This is a genomic window from Phenylobacterium sp. (genome assembly GCF_030693805.1).
Classification (GTDB): Bacteria; Pseudomonadota; Alphaproteobacteria; order Caulobacterales; family Caulobacteraceae; genus Phenylobacterium.
This window is the reverse complement of record NZ_JAUXZW010000080.1, coordinates 1-15269: the sequence shown is the minus strand read 5'-3', so window position 1 is coordinate 15269 and position 15269 is coordinate 1. Positions and strand designations below refer to the sequence as shown.

Annotated in this window: 14 protein-coding genes and 1 pseudogene; 10 read left to right on the top strand and 5 right to left on the bottom strand. The window is 67.5% G+C overall.

Annotation, left to right across the window (positions count from 1 at the left end):
* Positions 1–235: pseudogene (locus tag Q8M88_RS03600) on the top strand (transposase); the annotation flags it as partial.
* 16 nt (positions 236–251) lie between these two features.
* Here Q8M88_RS03600 and Q8M88_RS03595 read toward each other — a convergent pair.
* Both Q8M88_RS03595 and Q8M88_RS03590 read right to left on the bottom strand, forming a co-directional pair.
* A complete protein-coding gene (locus Q8M88_RS03595; protein WP_305594882.1) occupies positions 252–986 on the bottom strand; it encodes a copper resistance protein B in 735 nt (244 codons plus the stop codon).
* Between the two features lie 5 nt (positions 987–991).
* Positions 992–2956, bottom strand: coding sequence for a copper resistance system multicopper oxidase (locus tag Q8M88_RS03590; protein ID WP_305594880.1), 1965 nt, complete (start codon positions 2954–2956; stop codon positions 992–994).
* A gap of 178 nt (positions 2957–3134) precedes the next feature.
* Between Q8M88_RS03590 and Q8M88_RS03585 the strand changes: the two genes are divergently transcribed.
* From Q8M88_RS03585 to Q8M88_RS03575, 3 genes are all read left to right on the top strand, one after another.
* Complete coding sequence (locus Q8M88_RS03585; protein ID WP_305594879.1) at positions 3135–4040, top strand: MBL fold metallo-hydrolase; 906 nt, start codon at positions 3135–3137, stop codon at positions 4038–4040.
* A 120-nt stretch (positions 4041–4160) separates the two neighbouring features.
* Positions 4161–5807, top strand: coding sequence for an AMP-binding protein (locus Q8M88_RS03580; RefSeq protein WP_305594878.1), 1647 nt, complete (start codon positions 4161–4163; stop codon positions 5805–5807).
* A gap of 21 nt (positions 5808–5828) precedes the next feature.
* Positions 5829–6380, top strand: coding sequence for a carboxymuconolactone decarboxylase family protein (locus Q8M88_RS03575; RefSeq protein ID WP_305594877.1), 552 nt, complete (start codon positions 5829–5831; stop codon positions 6378–6380).
* Positions 6381–6469: 89 nt separating this feature from the next.
* On the opposite strand, the gene Q8M88_RS03570 is transcribed toward Q8M88_RS03575, so the two are convergent.
* The 3 genes from Q8M88_RS03570 to Q8M88_RS03560 form a co-directional block, all read right to left on the bottom strand.
* Positions 6470–7582 (bottom strand): alpha/beta fold hydrolase, encoded by a 1113-nt coding sequence (locus Q8M88_RS03570; RefSeq protein WP_305594876.1) that lies wholly within the window; start codon positions 7580–7582, stop codon positions 6470–6472.
* A gap of 117 nt (positions 7583–7699) precedes the next feature.
* Positions 7700–7951, bottom strand: coding sequence for a hypothetical protein (locus Q8M88_RS03565; protein WP_305594875.1), 252 nt, complete (start codon positions 7949–7951; stop codon positions 7700–7702).
* 78 nt (positions 7952–8029) lie between these two features.
* Positions 8030–8536, bottom strand: a complete 507-nt coding sequence (locus Q8M88_RS03560; protein ID WP_305594874.1) for a hypothetical protein — start codon at positions 8534–8536, stop codon at positions 8030–8032.
* 164 nt (positions 8537–8700) lie between these two features.
* Here Q8M88_RS03560 and Q8M88_RS03555 point away from each other — a divergent pair, with 164 nt between their 5' ends.
* From Q8M88_RS03555 to Q8M88_RS03530, 6 genes are all read left to right on the top strand, one after another.
* The gene (locus Q8M88_RS03555) at positions 8701–9324 is read left to right on the top strand and encodes an ANTAR domain-containing response regulator (protein WP_305594873.1); all 624 of its coding nucleotides are present in this window, start codon (positions 8701–8703) and stop codon (positions 9322–9324) included.
* Positions 9321–10568, top strand: a complete 1248-nt coding sequence (locus Q8M88_RS03550; RefSeq protein ID WP_305594871.1) for a CmpA/NrtA family ABC transporter substrate-binding protein — start codon at positions 9321–9323, stop codon at positions 10566–10568. Before Q8M88_RS03555 ends, Q8M88_RS03550 begins: the two co-directional genes overlap by 4 nt.
* A gap of 299 nt (positions 10569–10867) precedes the next feature.
* A complete protein-coding gene (locus Q8M88_RS03545) occupies positions 10868–12274 on the top strand; it encodes an alginate export family protein (RefSeq protein WP_305594870.1) in 1407 nt (468 codons plus the stop codon).
* Between the two features lie 40 nt (positions 12275–12314).
* Positions 12315–13610, top strand: coding sequence for a CmpA/NrtA family ABC transporter substrate-binding protein (locus Q8M88_RS03540; protein WP_305594881.1), 1296 nt, complete (start codon positions 12315–12317; stop codon positions 13608–13610).
* Positions 13611–13633: 23 nt separating this feature from the next.
* The gene (ntrB, locus tag Q8M88_RS03535) at positions 13634–14536 is read left to right on the top strand and encodes a nitrate ABC transporter permease (RefSeq protein WP_305594869.1); all 903 of its coding nucleotides are present in this window, start codon (positions 13634–13636) and stop codon (positions 14534–14536) included.
* Between the two features lie 11 nt (positions 14537–14547).
* A partial coding sequence (locus Q8M88_RS03530) for an ABC transporter ATP-binding protein (protein WP_305594868.1) occupies positions 14548–15269 on the top strand: 722 nt, incomplete at its 3' end.

Genomic DNA, 15269 nt, shown 5'->3' with positions numbered 1-15269 from the left:
CAAGCTGATGGACAAGGCCGCCTACCTGGAGTTCGTGGTCGAGATCATCCGCCGCTCCGACCCGCAGAAGGGCTTTGAGGTCCTGCCCCGCCGCTGGGTGGTCGAGCGGACCTTCGGCTGGATGACCCGCTGGCGCCGTCTCGTCCGCGACTAAGATGCCCGGATCGACGTCTCGCAGGCCATGATCCTCGTCGCCATGGGCGGAAACCTGCTACGCCGGACCACCCACCCGTGAGTTTCCAAACGGACTCTCAGAACCAGGTGCGCAGCCCAAGCCGAACCAGGGTGTTGTCGCGGTCCTTGCCGGCTGCGCGCGCCGCATCGCCGGTGTCGCCCAGCAGCCGCTCGTAGGCCACCTCGACGTAGGGCGCGAACTTCTTCGTCACCTCGTAGCGAAGCTGGGCGGCGATCTCCAGATCGGTGAACCCGCTCTTCACGCCGCGCTCCGGCACATCGCGCCCCTGAAGATTCAGCTCGATCGAGGGCTCCAGCACCACCTTCTGGGTGAACAGAAGGTCGAGGCTGTGCTTCAGGCGGAAGCTGGGGTCGCCATCCTCGCTGACGAAGGCGGTCGCCTCGGTCTCGAACTGGTAGGGCGACAGGCCCTGCACGCCCAGCGCCAGGTAGGTGGTCGAGTACGGTTCAAAATCATGCCGGGCGCCGACCTGCACGTCCCAGAATGTCGACACTTGGCGGCTGTACAACGCCTGGACTTCGGCCTGCTCGACTTCGGAATCGTGCACCTCGCCCTCGGATTTCAGCCACAGCTTGTTGCGGTCTCCGCCGATCCAGGCCTCGCCGTCCCAGGTGAACAGCGGGTCGCCGTCTAGCTCGGCCACATCGGCCTCAATGCGCGCCATGTGGAAGGTGCGCTGATGGTCCGACATCGCCATGGCGGAGATGCCGCCGGCGTGTTGGTGTTCCTGGGCCATGGCGGAAGACGCACAGGCCGCGCCGGCGGCCATCGCGGCGGCCGCCAAGATCATCCGCCTCACTGGGCGCCTCCGTGTCCGGCGTGGTCATGATGGTCGTGCGCGGCCGGTGGAGCGGCGGATGGGCCCATGGAGCCGTCCTCGCGGGCCACCACCACCTGCTGCATCATCCCCGCTTCCATGTGGTAGAGCAGGTGGCAGTGGAAGGCCCACTCGCCGAGCTCGTTGGCGGTGATCAGCACCGAGGCGGTGCGGCCCGGCGCCACGGTCACCACGTGCTTGTCCGGCAGCAGGTCCGCGGGCTGACCATTCTCAAGCTGCATGAACATGCCGTGCAGGTGCATCGGGTGGGCCATCATCGTCTCGTTGATGAAGGTCATCCGCACCCGCTCGCCATAACGCAGGCGGATCGGCTGGTCCTCGCCGAATGTCTTGCCGTTCAAGGTCCATACGAAGCGTTCCATGTCGCCGCCGAGGCGCACGACGATCTCGCGATCCGGCGGACGGGAATCGGCGTTCGGCGTCAGGGCGCGCAGGTCGTTGTAGCTCAACACCCGCGATCCGGCCGGCGCGCCGTTCGCCCAGCCGAACACCCGGCCCGAGCCGTCCAGCGTGCCTTCGGGCGACAGCTCGCTCATGCCGTGGCCGGCGGTGGGCTTGCCCATGCCGTAGTCGATCTTCGGCAGCGCGGCGTCGCCCATCATCGCGGCGTGCTCCTCGGGCGTCATGTTCATCTCGCCGGCGCTCGGCGAGGCCGCCTGATGGTGGGCGTGGCCGCCGCCGCTCATGTCCATGCCGGCCATGTCGCCGCCAGACTGCGCGGCGGCCGAGGAGTCGGCGGCCTTGTCCTGCGCCGACGGGGCGCCGTGGTTGTGGTGCTCCGGAGCGGGGGCCGCGCCGGGGATGGGAGCCGCGGCGGGTGCGCCGTGGTCGTGGCCGCCGCTCATGTCCATGCCCGCCATGCCGCCCATCGTGCCCATCTCGGCCATGGTCAGGATGGCGCGCGGACGCATGGCCGGGATCGGGCCGCTGTCGCCGGCGCGCGTGGCCAGCGTCGCGCGGGCGTAGCCGCGTCGGTCAATGGATTCCGCGAAGATCGTGAACGCCTGGTCGGCCTTGGGCTCCACCACCACGTCGTAGGTCTCGGCGACCGAGATCCGCAGTTCGTCGACGGTGACAGGGACCACGTCGCGGCCGTCGGCGGCCACAACGGTCATCTTCAAGCCCGGGATGCGGACGTCCAGGAAGGTCATCGCCGAGGAATTGACCAGGCGCAGCTTCACGCTCTGGCCAGGTGTGAACAGGAACGTCTCATTGGCCTCGGCGGGCTTGCCGTTGGCCAGCAGCACGTAGCCGCTGACGTCGGATATGTCGGTGGGGTTCATCCGCATGCGGCCCCAGTTGGCGCGATCGCGCCAGGCGGCCTGGAAGCCGAACTTACCCGCGTCACGGAAGAAGTCGCCGACCGTGCGGCGGCCGGTGTTGTAGTAGCTGGGGTCGACCTTGAGGTTGCCCAGGATCCGTTCGGGGTCCTCGGCGGTGGATTCCGAGAACACCAGCACGTAGTCGCGATCGGTCTTCACCACCGGACCGTTCGGCGGGTCGACGACGATCGCACCGTAGTGGCCGGCCTGTTCCTGGGTCGCAGAGTGGGCGTGGTACCAGTAGGTGCCCGCCTGCCGCAGCGGGAAGCTGTAGGTGTAGGTCTGGCCCGGCTTGATGCCGACAAAGCCGTTGAAGCCCGGGACGCCGTCTTCCTTGCTGTCGAGCAGAATGCCGTGCCAGTGCACCGACGAGGTGTCTTTGAGGTTGTTGGTCACCCGCACGGTCGCGGTCTCGCCCTCTCGGAAATGCAGGGTCGGGCCGGGGATCTGGCCGTTGACGGTGATCGCCGGGCCAGGCCGGCCAGCCGTGGTCACGGTCGCCGGCGCCAGCACCAGGTCATACTCCGCAGCCTGGGCTTCAGCCGCCGTGAACAGGGCGATGGCGGCGAGCAGCAGCCTTGGTCGGATCAGGCGGAACACTGTCTTCTCCCTCATAGCCGGCGCGCGGGCGGGCGTCTGCGTAATACGATTTCGACCGGCGCCGCAGAGGTTGAGTCGCGCAGCCGGGCGAACTTATCAGCGGCTTGCCTACAGATGAATTTCATTCGCATCACGCTGGAGGCATAAAGCTTTACGAAGCGGCATCAAGGACGGACGCATGACGAACCTGGTCTGGCGTATTGGCGACATCACCGTCACCAAGATCGTCGAATTCGAATCGGCGATGGCGGGCGGCGGCGCGAAGTCGGCGTTGCCGGAGAGCTATCCCGAGACGATCCAGGCGATCCCGTGGCTGGCGCCGCATTTCGCCACCGAAGAGGGTCACCTGCGGTTGAGCGTCCATGCGCTGCTGGTCGAAACGCCGAGCATGCGCCTGGTGGTCGACACCTGCGTCGGCAACGACAAGGTGCGCACAGTGCCCAACTGGAACATGCTGAGCACCGGCTTCCTGGCCGATATGGAAGCCGCCGGCTGGCCCGCCGACAGCGTCGACGGCGTGATCTGCACCCACCTGCACGTCGACCACGTCGGCTGGAACACCATGTGGCGGGACGGCCGCTGGGTCCCGACCTTTCCGAACGCGCGCTACTACATGGGTCGCGTCGAGTACGACCACTGGCGCAACGAAACCGAGAACGGGCCGACCCGCGACTACTCGCGTTTCGCCCAGGTGATGATGAACACCGAGGCGACCTTCCTGGACTCGGTGAAGCCGATCATGGACGCGGGCCTCGCCGAGTTGGTGGAGAGCGACGCGCAGATCGCGCCCGAAGTGCGCCTGACGCCGACGCCCGGCCACTCGCCTGGCCACGTCAGCGTGGTGCTGGAGTCCCGCGGCGAGCGAGCGGTGATCACCGGCGACATGATGCACCACCCCTGCCAGATCGCCCATCCGCACTGGGCCTCTCAGTTCGACACCGACCCCGATGAATCGACCCGCACGCGACATGCGTTCATGGAGGAGTTCGCCGACACTCCGACGCTGATCATCGGCACGCATTTCGCCGGTCCCACGGCTGGACGGCTGGTGCGCGAGGACGGGGCCTTTCGCCTCAAGGTCTAGCCAGGCTACTGACGCTGCGGCAGCCTTGTGCGTGAGGCGCCGGTGTATAGTGTCGCCGTCAAAAGCGCCGCCGCTCTTCGTTGATGGCAAGGCGCTCGTGGGAACAAGGGTCGAAACGCAGTGGCAACCGCTCAAGCCGGCAAATACGAACAGCTCTACGGCGCGTTCCAATGGCGTCTGCCGACGCTCTACAACATGGCGCACGATGTCTGCGACCGGCACGCTGAGGCGAAGCCCGACGCGCCGGCCCTGATCCACGAGCGCACCGACGGCCAGGTGCAGGTCTTCACCTTCAAGGACATCCAGCGCCACGCGAACCAGCTCGCCAACGTGCTGACGGCCGAGGGGCTGCAGCGCGGCGACCGGATCATGGTGTTGCTGGGCCAGGATCCGGCCACCGCCATCACCCATGTGGCCGCTTGGAAGGCCGGGATGATGACCGTGCCCACCTCGTGCCTGTTCGGGGCCGACGCGCTCGAGTACCGGTTCAACGATTCCGGCGCGCGCGCCGTGGTCACCGACGTCGCCAACTTCCCCAAGATCCTCGAGATCCGCGACAGGTGCCCGGACCTGCGCACGGTGTTGCTGATCGACGGCCAGGCGCCCGGCGCGATCGGATTCTGGGAGAGCCTGGAGCGCGCGTCCGACCGCTTCGAGACCCTGGCGCTGCCGGTCGATACCCCGGCCTTCATCAGCTACACCTCGGGCACCACGGGCCTGCCCAAGGGCACGGTGCATGGCCATCGCACCCTGCTGGGACACCGACCGGGTGTCGAGTTCATGTTCGACTTCCTGCCCCAACCCGGCGACCTGATGTGGACGCCGGCCGACTGGGCCTGGCTGGCCGGCCTGTTCAGCGTGCTGATGCCGACCTGGGCGGCGGGCGTGCCGGTGCTGACGTACCGTGCGCGCAGCTTCAACCCCGAAGAAGCGCTGCAGATGATGAGCAAGCACAAGGTGCGCACCACGCTGCTGACCCCCACCATGCTGAAGCTGGTCCGCCAGGTCCCCGACCTCGACCGGTTTGACGTTAACCTGCGCAGCGTCGTCTCGGGTTCGGAGTCGGTTGGCAAGGACCTGCTGGAGTGGGCTTCGGCCGCGCTCAAGGTGCAGGTCAACGAGGGCTTCGGCCAGACCGAGTGCAACATGTGCCTGGGCAATAGCTGGCAGGTGCTGGAGCCGCGCATCGGTTCGCTGTGCAAGCCGGTGCCGGGGATGATCGCCGGTATTGTCGACGACGCCGGCAATCTGCTGCCGCCCGGGACCACCGGCAATCTGGCCTTCAAGGCGCCGCATCCGGTGATGCTGCTGGAGTACTGGAATAACCCGAAGGCCACGGCGGAGGAGTTCGCCGGCGACTGGATGCTGACCGGCGACCTCGGGCGCATGGACGACGAGGGCTATTACTGGTTCGGCGGACGCGGCGACGATGTGATCACCAGCGCCGGCTATCGCATCGGCCCCGGGGAGATCGAGGACGCTCTGCTGCGTCACCCCGCTGTGGTGATGGCCGCGGCGATCGGCGTGCCTGACGCGCAGCGCACCGAGATCATCAAAGCCTTCATCGTGCTTGCCGACGGCCACGATCCGTCGCTGGAGCTGGCCGACGAGATCCGCAATTCGGTCCGCGAGCGGCTGGCCCGGCATGAATATCCGCGCGAGATCGCCTTCGTGAAATCGATGCCGATGACCAACACGGGCAAGATTCTGCGCCGCGAACTGCGTGCGATGGAAAAGCAGCGGATCGCCGAACAGACGGCGGGCTGAGGCGCCTTAAGGAGACCACCCATGCCCAGCGTGCCCTACTGGAACGGCGGCGACGCCGAAGCCGAGGCTGCGGCCGAACGCACTCGCGCGCGGCGCGGCGGCGCGTTGTTCAATCTCGATCGCATCCTGCTCCACAGCCCGCCGGCCGCCGCGGGCTGGACCGCTTACATGGGGCCGATCCGCAACGACCTGGCGCTGCCCGCCCGCTACCGCGAGCTGGCCATGTGCGCCGTCGCCCAGCTGAACGACGCGCCGTATGAATTCCACCATCACGCGCCGCTGCTGCTGAGCGCCGGCGCGAGCACGGCTCAGGTGGACGCGCTGGCCGACGTGGATGCGGCGATCGCGACGCCCGGCCTGTTCGACGCGGCGGAGCTCGCCGTGCTGCGCTTCTCCCGCGACTCCACCCGCCATGTCGCTGTGAAGCCTGAGGTGATGGCCGAGGTTCGTGCGGCGTTCCCCGATTCCCGGCTGACGGTGGAGCTGATCCTGGTGGTGGCGGCCTACAACATGGTCTCGCGCGTGCTGGTCGCCGCGGGCGTCGAAATCGAAGGCGAGGAAGCCCCCGCCTGACGCCCAAAGAAGAAGGGCCCGGCTTTCGCCAGGCCCTTTTCGCAATGCAGGTGCGCTCCCGGCCTGGGCCGGGAGCGGGAAGCTGCTGTTTAGGCAGGAACCTTGTCGAGGGCCTTGAGGCCGTTCCGCAGGCTTTGGGGATCGGCGTAGATCTCGCGAGCCGGCTTGGGGAAGCCGCCCTTGGGCTCTTCGACGTAACGCGGGTTGATCGGCTTGCGCAGCGACACGCCCGCCTTTACCGCCGTCGCCCAGGTGACCTTGCCGGTCTTGAAGAATTCCAGGGCCACGTCGTTGAAGATCTCCGGCTGGTCGGACTGGCCCTGGTGGCCGCACTCGTCCGGATAGAAGAACTGGATGTTGGGAACGGAGTCTTCCTGGTTGAAGCCGTTCTCCACCGGGGCCAGCACGTCCTGCAGGCCGAACAGGTAGATCATCGGGATGGTCAGCTTGTCGATCCGGCCCTTGGTCGAGAAGATCTGGATCTGGTTCGGGTCTTTTTGCGAACGCACCTGATCCAGGGCGTAAGGCAGCTTGGCCGCGTCGCGCGGCTTGCGCTGATTCAAACCTGCTCTCACGCGCATCTCGACCAGTTCCGGCCAGACGGCCTTACGCTCGTAGATGATGCCGTCCATCAGCTCCTGCATGCCCTCGGCGGTGCCGTCCCAGGGTTTCATGACGTAGCTGGGGTTCGGGGTGAACTTGCCTTGGGGGCCCATGACCCGCGGCGCTTCGGTGATGTCGCCCAGCGCGCCGGCGATGAACATCACGCTCAGCACCCGTTCCGGATGGCTGACCACGAAGTTGGTCGAGACGTTACAACCCATCGAGTTGCCGCTCATGTGGAACTTGTCGATGCACAGGGCGTCGGCGAACATCAGCAGGAAGTCGTTGTTGGCCTTCATGCTGGCGTCGAGATACTCGACCTTGCTGGTGTCCGACAGGCCGTAGCCGGGACGGTCGGGGCAATAGACGCGGAAGCCGTTGGCGGCCAGATAAGGCGCCATGAAGCGCCAGCCGGCGGTGCCGGACGAGCCTTCGATCCCGCCGTGCAGCAGGATCACCGCCGGGCCCTTGTCGCCCGCGGTCACGTAGTGGGCCTTGCGGCCGTCGGCCAGGCGGACCCAGCGGCTCGCCAGACCTGGAATGTCGATGATGCCTTCGTCGGTCAGCGTGCGCTTGGGCGCAGGTGTATTGTCAGCCATCTCGAAGTCTCCCTGGGGAATCTGGACGCCACCGGGTGCATCTGTGCGCGCCGCCAATGGTAAGGCCATTGTAGCCAATTGACGGACTTTGGCTACCGCAGAAGTGGAGCCCGTCTCTCAGGCGTCAAGCATCGGGGTGACGCGGGCCACGTGGAAGGCTCCGCTGACTGACAGCACGATCCAGTCGCCGGGGCGTGCGACTTTGAAACCATCGGCCGTGCGGACCTGGACGGCGCCGGCCTCGTCAGGCGCGCGCGCCGCGTCGCCCAGCCACGCCCATAGAGCACGCCAGCCGCGCGGGTCGGCTGCAGAAGGGACGCGCAGGGCGGCGCCGTGGTCAAATCGCGGCTGGGACGAGGATCGGGACATTCGGGCGAGGTGAGCCTGCGTCGGTGACCGAGGTCTTAACGCACGGCGGTTTTCGCGGGCTGGCGCAGCGTCTCGCGTTCAGTGCAAGGTGGCGCGCACCGGCGCGGGGCCGTTCCAGGTATGGTCCGCGTGAACGGTGCCCTTGTCGTCATCGACCTCGTCCGTCAGGCGCGCGGGCAACGGCAGACCCGCGGCCGCGAGGCTCGCGCCCAGGGCGCGGCCCAGCACCATCACTTCGCGTGCATCCAGCGTGATGGGCTCCAGCAGACGTTCTCCCATGTCCATGGCGATCGGGGCGACGCCGGTGGCGAGCACCAGCCGCTGCTCGTCGTTCGACATCCCGCCGCAGCACGCGCACTGGATGCGGATCGGACGGCGGCTGGCGGATTCGACAGCCTGGATCCAGGCGATGAAAAGGGCGGCTGTGCGGCTGGAGGCGCGTTGCGCGATCGCGGCTGCAAGCTGGTCGTGTGGGCGCTCGCCAGCCTGGCGCATGGCCGCCCAGCCGCGGATCGCGAACAGCAGCAGTTTCTCGCCGGCGGTCGGCGCCGACCGCCTCCCCGTGGCGCGCGTGTCGTGGATCAACGGAGCCTCCGGTTGCGAGGTATTGCGAGTCCTTCGCAACAACACTGAAGGCATGGATGAGAATAATTCGCAACAGCGGAATGCCGCAAGATGGCGACGCCTGATCCTTAGGCGCCCGCTCTGATCGCTAGCGATACCGTCGGCTCACCGTTGACCTCGCGCCGATGCCCAGCAATGTCGCCACGGGGGCGGCGAAGGCGACCATGAAGGTTTTGATCATCGACCCGGACGAGGCTCGCGCCGCCCTGGTGGCGGAAGGGCTCGCCGACGTCCATCCGCTGGAGGTCCACCGCGCAGCGACGTTCGAGGCGATCGAAGCCGATCTGCCTCGGATGGCGCCGGACGTGATCGTCATCGCCTGTGAAAGCCCCGACCGCGACACGCTCGAAAGCCTGCGCGACGCCAAGGGCGAAAACGCGCGCCCGGTGGTGATGTTCGTCGACCGCTCGTCGCCGGGCCTGGCGGAGGCCGCCATCGAGGCCGGCGTCGCCGCCTACGTGGTCGACGGGCTCTCCCCGGCCAGGGTGCGCTCGGTGCTTGAGGTGGCGATGAGCCGCTTCGAGCTGATGCAACGGCTGCGTAACGACCTGGACAAGGCCCGCGCCGATCTCGCTTCACGCAAGGCGATCGAGCGGGCCAAGGGATTGCTGATGAAGGAGCGCGGCCTGGACGAGGCGCAGGCCTACGGCGTGCTGCGCAAGCTGGCCATGGACGCCGGTCGGCCTTTGGGGGCCGTGGCCAATGACCTGCTGACCTTCGCCGGCGTGCTGAAAGGCGGAGCCAAATGACCCTGCCTTCAAGGCCGTTGCGGCTGGGCTTCATCGCGCTGTCGGACTGCGCGCCGCTGGCGGTCGCCCAGGAGAAGGGCTTCTTCGGACTCGAGGGCCTGAACGTCGAACTGAGCCGCGAAGCCTCCTGGGCCAACATCCGCGACAAGGTGGCGACGGCGGCGTTGGACGGCGCGCACATGCTGGGGCCGCTTCCGATCGCCGCCCGGTTGGGTCTCAGCGGCGAGCCTTCGGCGATGATCGCGCCGATGTCGCTGAACTTGAACGGCAGCGCGATCACCGTCTCGACGGCGCTCGCCGAGGCGATGCGCAACGCCGATCCGCAGGCCATGGACGCGCGGCCAAGGACGGCGCGGGCTCTGGCCAGCGTTATCGCCCAGCGGCGCGAGGCGGGCGCGGCGATGCTGACCTTCGCCGTCGTGTTTCCGTTCTCGGTGCATAACTACCAGCTCCGCTACTGGATGGCGGAAGCGGGCATCGACCCCGACCGCGACGTGCGCATCACCGTGGTGCCGCCGGCGCGGATGACCGCGCGCATCGCGTCGGGCGATATCGACGGCTTCTGTGTCGGCGCGCCGTGGAACGCCCAGGCCGTCGCCGATGGGCACGGCGAGATCATGATCTACGCCGCCGAGTTCTGGAGCGTCGGCCCGGACAAGGTGTTCAGCGTCACCGAGGGGTGGGCGGACCGCGAGCCACAGGCGTTGCGGTCGATGCTGCGCGCGCTGATCCAGGCCGCCGCCTGGGCCGACGAGCCCGGCAACCGCGCCGAGCTGGCGTCGATCCTGGCCCACCAGCGCTACGTGGATGCGCCGATTGAGACCGTGGCTCGCTCACTGGTCGGCTCGCCGCCGTATTCGCGCGAGGAGTTGGGCTCCGACAGCCGCGACTACATCATCTACCACCGCTATGCCGCGAGCTTCCCCTGGCGCAGCCACGCAGTGTGGTTCCTCACGCAGATGCTGCGCTGGGGCCAGATCGGCCCTGACGTCGACATCGCCGCCGCGGCTGAGGCGGCCTATCGGCCGGACCTCTATCGCGCGGCCGCGGCGTCGCTGGGCGAACCCGCGCCTATCGTCGACGAGAAGGTCGAAGGGCTGCACACGGGACCCTGGACGCTCGACGAGGCCACCTCACCGATCGCGATGGCGCCGGACCTGTTCTTCGACGCACGCCGCTTCGACGCAGCCCAGCCGAAGCGCTACGCCGCCAGCTTCGACATCGGCCGCTTTCGCGAGGCATAGGCGTCACAGCTTCGCCGTGGCGCTCAATCTGTGTGCGTTGCAGCGCAAACGGGCGCCCAGACGCTGAGCAAACACTCCCGACAAGGTGTTTTGCCCGCCGGACACGCACTTCGCGATTGCGAGATGAGAAGGGCCATGGACACCTGAACTCGACAGCGCGGGGCAAAGGCGTCCCGCGACAGGTCCCGAGAGGGGCCGCCGGGGCGTAGCCGCTCCGGGACCAGATGGACACCGACGTCCGCGTGAGGCCGCAAGGCTTCGCCGGGCGTCTTTTTTTTTGGCTTGGGGGATAGGCCGGAATGAAGACGAGAGGGATTGCGCGCTACGGCGCGCTGTTGGCGGCGATGGCCTGGGCGGGCGCGGCCGCGCCGCAGGCGCAAGCAGCAGAGCCGCCGCCGGCGGAGGATGGGCTGGGCTCGGAGGCGGCGGCTGAACCCGTGCCGCCGGCAGAGGCCACACCGGCTGAAGCTCCTGCGCCAACCGCGGCCAGCACAATCAGCGACGCGATCGCCGGCGGCAAGCTGCTGCTCGAGGTGCGTGGCCGCTATGAGAACGTCGATCAGAAGAACACCCCTGCACTCAGCGAGGACGCCGACGCCTTCACGGTGCGCACCCGCCTGGGCTGGGAAACCGCCGACTGGAACGGCCTGCGCGGCCTGATCGAGTTCGAGGACGTGCGCCAAGCCGGCGGCGAGCACTTCGCCGTCAACGTGCCAGGCGCGACCACCGCGCCGCTGAACGGGGCGGACAAGGCCAAGTACCCGTTAATCAACGATCCTGACGTCACCGAGCTCAACCGCCTGCAGCTCACCTGGACGCCGAACGCCATGCTGCAGATGACGGCTGGCCGCCAGCGGATCCTCATCGATGACCAGCGATTCGTGGGCAATGTGGGCTGGCGCCAGGACGAGCAGACCTTCGACGCCGTGCGCGCCGACGTCGCCTGGGGCCGGTTCAAGGCCACCTATGCCTACGTCGGCCACGTCAACCGGATCCTCGGCGAGGACCGCGACTGGGACAGCGACAGCCACCTGTTCAACGCCACCTGGTCGCCGGCCGAGAGCCTGCGCCTGCAGGGCTTCGTCTACGCGCTGGAGTTCGGCAATTCGCCCGCCAACTCGTCCATCACCAAGGGGGTGAAGGCGTCGGGCAAGACCTGGGTCGGGCTCTACCAGCTGGCCTACAACGCCACCTACGCGCGCCAGAGCGACTACCGTAGCAATACGGCGGCCTACGACCTCGACTACCTGGGCGTCGACGTCGCCGGGACCTTCGACATCTATACGGTGAAGGCCTCCTGGGAGTCTCTCGAGGGGAACGGGACGCGGGGCTTCACCACGCCGCTGGCCACCACCCACGCGTTCCAGGGCTGGGCGGACGCCTTCGTCCAGCCGCTGGGTGGGAACAAGGGCTTCGTCGACGGGATCGAGGACCTGAACCTCGCCTTCACCGCCAGGCCGCGGTTCCGCATGGCCTATCTGTTCAACGCCGAGCTGATCGTCCGATACCACGACTTCGACGGTCAGCGGACGGGCGCCGACCTCGGCCGCGAGTGGAACGCCCAGCTTCAAGCGGCGATCACGCCCAAACTCAGTGCGGCGCTAAAATACGCAGACTTCGAGCGCGAAGCGCGCGTGCCCCTTGGCGCCGCCGCGCCGCCGCCCTCCCGCACCAAGGTGTGGCTGACCCTCGAATACAAACTCTGACCATTCCGCGCCAAGTCCACAGCTCACGGATCACATGACCATGAACAACGACATCACCAAGCGGGCCGCAACCTCGGGCCTCACCCGGCGCGGCGCGATCACCGCGACCGCTGCGACGCTCGCCGCGGCCAAGGCGGCCTTTCCCTCCGGCGCGTTCGCCGCGGGGGCGGGCCCCGAGGTCAGCAAGGCGAAGCTCGGCTTCATCGCGCTGACCGACGCCTCACCCCTGATCATCGCCAAGGAGCGCGGTCTGTTCGCCAAGCACGGCATGCCCGACGTGGAGGTGCTGAAGCAGGCCTCCTGGGCGGCGACCCGCGACAACCTGGTGTTGGGCTCAGGCGGCGGCGGCATAGACGGGGCGCATATCCTGTCGCCGATGCCCTACCTGCTGACGGCGGGCACGATCAGCGGCGGCAAGCCGGTGCCGATGAACATCCTGGCCAGGCTGAACCTCAACGGCCAGGCGATCTCGGTCGGCAACGACCTGAAGGCGGTGAAGGTTGGCCTGAACAGCGCCGGCGCCAAGGCCAAGTTCGCCCAACTGAAGGCAGCCGGAAACACAGCCAAGGTGGCCATGACCTTCCGCGGCGGGACCCATGACCTGTGGATCCGCTACTGGCTGGCGGCCGGCGGCATCAACCCCGAGACGGATGTCTCGACGATCGTGATCCCGCCGCCGCAGATGGTCGCCAACATGAAGGCTGGCACCCAGGACGCCTTCTGCGTCGGCGAACCGTGGAACGGTCAGTTGGTCAACCAGAAGATCGGTTACACCGCCTGCCTGACCTCCGAAATCTGGATGAACCACCCGGAGAAGGCGCTCGGCATGCGCGCCGACTGGGTGGCGAAATTTCCCCGGGCCGCCGAAGCCATCACCGCCGCGGTGATGGAGGCCCAGATGTGGTGCGACAAGCCGGCCAACAAACAGGCGATGTGCTCCATCGTTTCGGGCCGTCAGTACATCAACGTGCCGATCGGCGACATACTGCCCCGCCTGCAGGGCACGGTGGACTACGGTGACGGGCGTGCGCTCAAGGGCTCCGGCCACGTGATGAAGTTCTGGGCCGACAACGCCTCGTTCCCTTGGAAATCGCACGATCTCTGGTTCCTCACGGAGGATGTCCGCTGGGGCGTGCTGCCGGCCTCGACCAACAAGATGGGCCTGGTCAACAAGGTCAACCGTTCGGACATCTGGCGTGCGGCGGCCAAGTCGCTGGGCGTGGCCGCGCCCGCCGGAGACAACCGCGGGCCGGAGAAATTCTTCGACGGCAAGGTCTTCGACCCGGCGAACCCGGCCGCCTACCTCGCCAGCCAACCCATCAAGAAACTCGTCTGAATGCGCGTGAAAGGAGCCGCCTCATGAGCCTGCCAGCCCTGAAACTGCATCCTGAGTTCGCGTCCACGCCGGTCAAGCCTTCCGTGTCGGCGGCGGTCCTGCCTTTGCCGCGCAAGAGCATCTCCGCTGAGCGGGTCGCGCAGACGCTGCGCGACGTGGCCGCCAACCTGATCCCGCCGCTAGTCACCCTCATCGCAGTGCTGTTGATCTGGCAGCTGGCCGCTGGTGACGCCGCCGGCGGCCTGCCGTCGCCCAGCCGCATCTGGATGGAATCGCACGACCTGATCCTCAATCCGTTCTTCGATCACGGCGGCACGGACAAGGGACTTTTCTGGCACACCCTGACCAGCCTGCGGCGCGTCGCCGTGGGTTTCGGCCTGGCCGCGGTCGTGGGCATTGCGCTGGGCATGCTGGTGGGGTCCAGCAAGCTCGCGCATCGCAGCCTGGACCCGATCTTCCAGGTGCTGCGGACCATTCCGCCGCTGGCCTGGCTGCCGATCTCGCTGGCCGCCCTGCATGAGGCGAACCCCTCGGCGCTGTTCGTGATCTTCATCACCGCGATCTGGCCGATCGTCATCAACACCGCGGTCGGCGTGCGCAACATCCCGCAGGACTATCGCAACGTCGGGCGGGTGCTGAGGTTGTCGCCGATCGAGCACCTGTTCACCATCCTGCTCCCGGCGGCGACGCCCTACATCTTCACCGGCCTGCGCATCGGGGTCGGCATGAGCTGGCTGGCGATCATAGCCTCGGAGATGCTGCTGGGCGGGGTCGGCGTCGGCTTCTTCATCTGGGACCAGTACAACGCGTCCCGCATCTCCGACATCGTCGTGGCCCTGGTCTGGGTCGGTCTGGTGGGCTTCGCCCTCGACCGCTTCATCGCCCTCGTCGGCCACATCGTCTCGCGCGGCACGGCCGCGAACTGAGGATCAGACCCATGTCCAAATCCTATCTCTCCATCGAGAACCTCTGCGTCAGCTTCCGCAGCGGCTCAAAGGTCTCGGAAGTGCTCCGTGGGGTCGACCTGCAGATCGATCGCGGTGAATTCGTCTCGATCATCGGCCACTCCGGCTGCGGAAAGTCGACCATGCTCAACGTCGTCGCCGGGCTGCTGCCGGTCTCCACGGGCGCAGTGATCCTCGATGGCGAGGCCGTCGAACGGCCGGGGCCGGAGCGGGCGGTCGTGTTCCAGAACCACTCGCTGCTGCCGTGGCTGACCGCCTACGAGAACGTCCGCCTGGGCGTCGACAAGGTGTTCCGCGCCACCAAGTCGCGCGCCGAGCGACACGAGTGGACGCTGCACAACCTGGCGCTCGTGCAGATGACCCACGCCAAGGACAAGAAGCCGCACGAGATTTCCGGCGGCATGAAGCAGCGGGTGGGCCTGGCCCGCGCGCTGGCCATGGAGCCCAAGGTGCTGCTCCTGGACGAGCCGTTCGGCGCTCTGGACGCGCTGACCCGCGCCAACCTCCAGGACAGCGTCATGGAAATCCACGCCCAGCTGAAGAACACCGTGCTGATGATCACCCACGACGTGGACGAGGCCGTGCTGCTTTCGGACCGCATCGTGATGATGACCAACGGCCCGGCCGCCAACGTCGGCGAGATCGCGCACGTGGACCTTGCCCGTCCGCGCAATCGCATCGCGGTGGACGCGAC

Coding starts and splice junctions, on each gene's coding strand:
- Q8M88_RS03595 (WP_305594882.1), bottom strand. CDS start 986: ATGATCTTGGCGGCCGCCGCGATGGCCGCCGGCGCGGCCTGTGCGTCT.
- Q8M88_RS03585 (WP_305594879.1), top strand. CDS start 3,135: ATGACGAACCTGGTCTGGCGTATTGGCGACATCACCGTCACCAAGATC.
- Q8M88_RS03575 (WP_305594877.1), top strand. CDS start 5,829: ATGCCCAGCGTGCCCTACTGGAACGGCGGCGACGCCGAAGCCGAGGCT.
- Q8M88_RS03570 (WP_305594876.1), bottom strand. CDS start 7,582: ATGGCTGACAATACACCTGCGCCCAAGCGCACGCTGACCGACGAAGGC.
- Q8M88_RS03565 (WP_305594875.1), bottom strand. CDS start 7,951: ATGTCCCGATCCTCGTCCCAGCCGCGATTTGACCACGGCGCCGCCCTG.
- Q8M88_RS03555 (WP_305594873.1), top strand. CDS start 8,701: ATGCCCAGCAATGTCGCCACGGGGGCGGCGAAGGCGACCATGAAGGTT.
- Q8M88_RS03550 (WP_305594871.1), top strand. CDS start 9,321: ATGACCCTGCCTTCAAGGCCGTTGCGGCTGGGCTTCATCGCGCTGTCG.
- Q8M88_RS03545 (WP_305594870.1), top strand. CDS start 10,868: ATGAAGACGAGAGGGATTGCGCGCTACGGCGCGCTGTTGGCGGCGATG.
- Q8M88_RS03540 (WP_305594881.1), top strand. CDS start 12,315: ATGAACAACGACATCACCAAGCGGGCCGCAACCTCGGGCCTCACCCGG.
- ntrB (WP_305594869.1), top strand. CDS start 13,634: ATGAGCCTGCCAGCCCTGAAACTGCATCCTGAGTTCGCGTCCACGCCG.